The 1504-nt window shown below is 75.9% G+C and carries 1 protein-coding gene; it reads right to left on the reverse strand.

Annotated elements, in window-relative coordinates; translation table 11 throughout:
- Nucleotides 1-1504: HAD-IC family P-type ATPase (locus ND748_RS31795; RefSeq protein ID WP_285902989.1), on the reverse strand; the 1504-nt coding region annotated here is incomplete at both ends.

Below are 1504 nucleotides of genomic sequence, written 5' to 3' on the forward strand. Positions count from 1 at the left end.
GCGACGGCGCGGCCGATGGGGTGCTCGCTGGCGTCCTCGGCGGCCCCGGCGAGGCGGAGCACCTCGGCGGCGCTCTCCCCCGGCGCCGGGTGGACGGCGGCGGTCCGCATCCGGCCGGTGGTCATCGTGCCGGTCTTGTCGAGCAGCACGGTCTGCACCCGCCGCGTCGATTCGAGGACTTCCGGACCACGGATGAGGATGCCGAGCTGCGCCCCCCGCCCCGTGCCGACGAGCAGGGCGGTGGGGGTGGCCAGGCCCAGCGCGCATGGGCAGGCGACGATCAGGACGGCAACCGCGGCGGTGAACGCGTCCGTCGCCGGTTGCCCGGTGACGAGCCAGGCTCCCAGGGTGATCAACGCGGCTGTGATCACAGCCGGGACGAAGACCGCCGAGATCCGGTCGGCCAGCCGCTGGACGCGTGCCTTGCCGCTCTGGGCCTGCTCGACGAGCCGCGCGATGCGGGCGAGCTGCGTGTCGGCCCCGACCCGGGTCGCCTGCACGACGAGGCGACCACCGGCGTTCACGGTCGCGCCGACCACCGGATCTCCCGGCCCGACCTCGACCGGCTCCGACTCGCCGGTGACCATGCTCGCGTCGACCGCGGAGACCCCCTCGAGCACGACCCCGTCGGTGGCGATCTTCTCGCCGGGGCGGACGACGAACTCGTCGCCGAGGCACAGCTCGTCGACCGGGATCCGCGTCTCGACCATCAGGCCCCCGGGCCCGGACACGGGACGGCGCACCGCCACGTCCGTCGCCCCGAGATGCAGCAGGGCCCGCAGCGCGGCACCGGAGCGGCGCCGGGCGCGCAGCTCGAGGAACCGCCCGGCAAGCAGGAACACCGTGACCCCGGCGGCCACCTCCAGGTAGATCGCGGTGGCGCCGCCGCCAGCGTGCCCGCCGGCGCCGTGGGACATCCCGCCGCCGTGGGACATCCCCGCGCCGGCGGTGCCGGTGCCAACGTCGGACAGGCCGCCGGTGAACGAGAACGAGTGCCGCATCCCCGGGTCACCGGCCCCGCCAAAGATCAATGCGTAGAGCGACCACCCGAACGCAGCGAGCGTGCCGAGGGAGACCAGGGTGTCCATGGTGGCCGCACCGTGCCGGGCGCCTCGGGCCGCCGCGGCATGGAAGGGGCGGCCGCCCCAGAGAACGACCGGGGTCGTCAGCGCCAAGCTGACCCACTGCCAGTAGTCGAACTGCCAGGCGGGCACCATCGCCAGCACCAGCACCGGCAGCGCCAGCACCGCCGAGACGGTCAGCCGCCGGCGCATCGCCCGCTGATCCGCGCCCGGCCGCCCCGACTCGTCACCCGTGGCGCTTTGCGCATCGCCTCCGGCGTCCGCCTCCGCCACGGCGCCGGTGGGCTCCACGGCGCTCCTGGGGTGCACGGCGCTCCTGGGGTGCACGGTGTCGTCCGAACCGACCGCGGTCGAGCCGGCCGAACCAGTCGCGGTCGCCGTCGCCGTCGCGGGGGGGGCGCCGGCGCCCCCCCCCGGGCGGG

The organism is Frankia sp. AiPs1 (genome assembly GCF_023716945.1).
Taxonomy (GTDB): domain Bacteria; phylum Actinomycetota; class Actinomycetes; order Frankiales; family Frankiaceae; genus Frankia.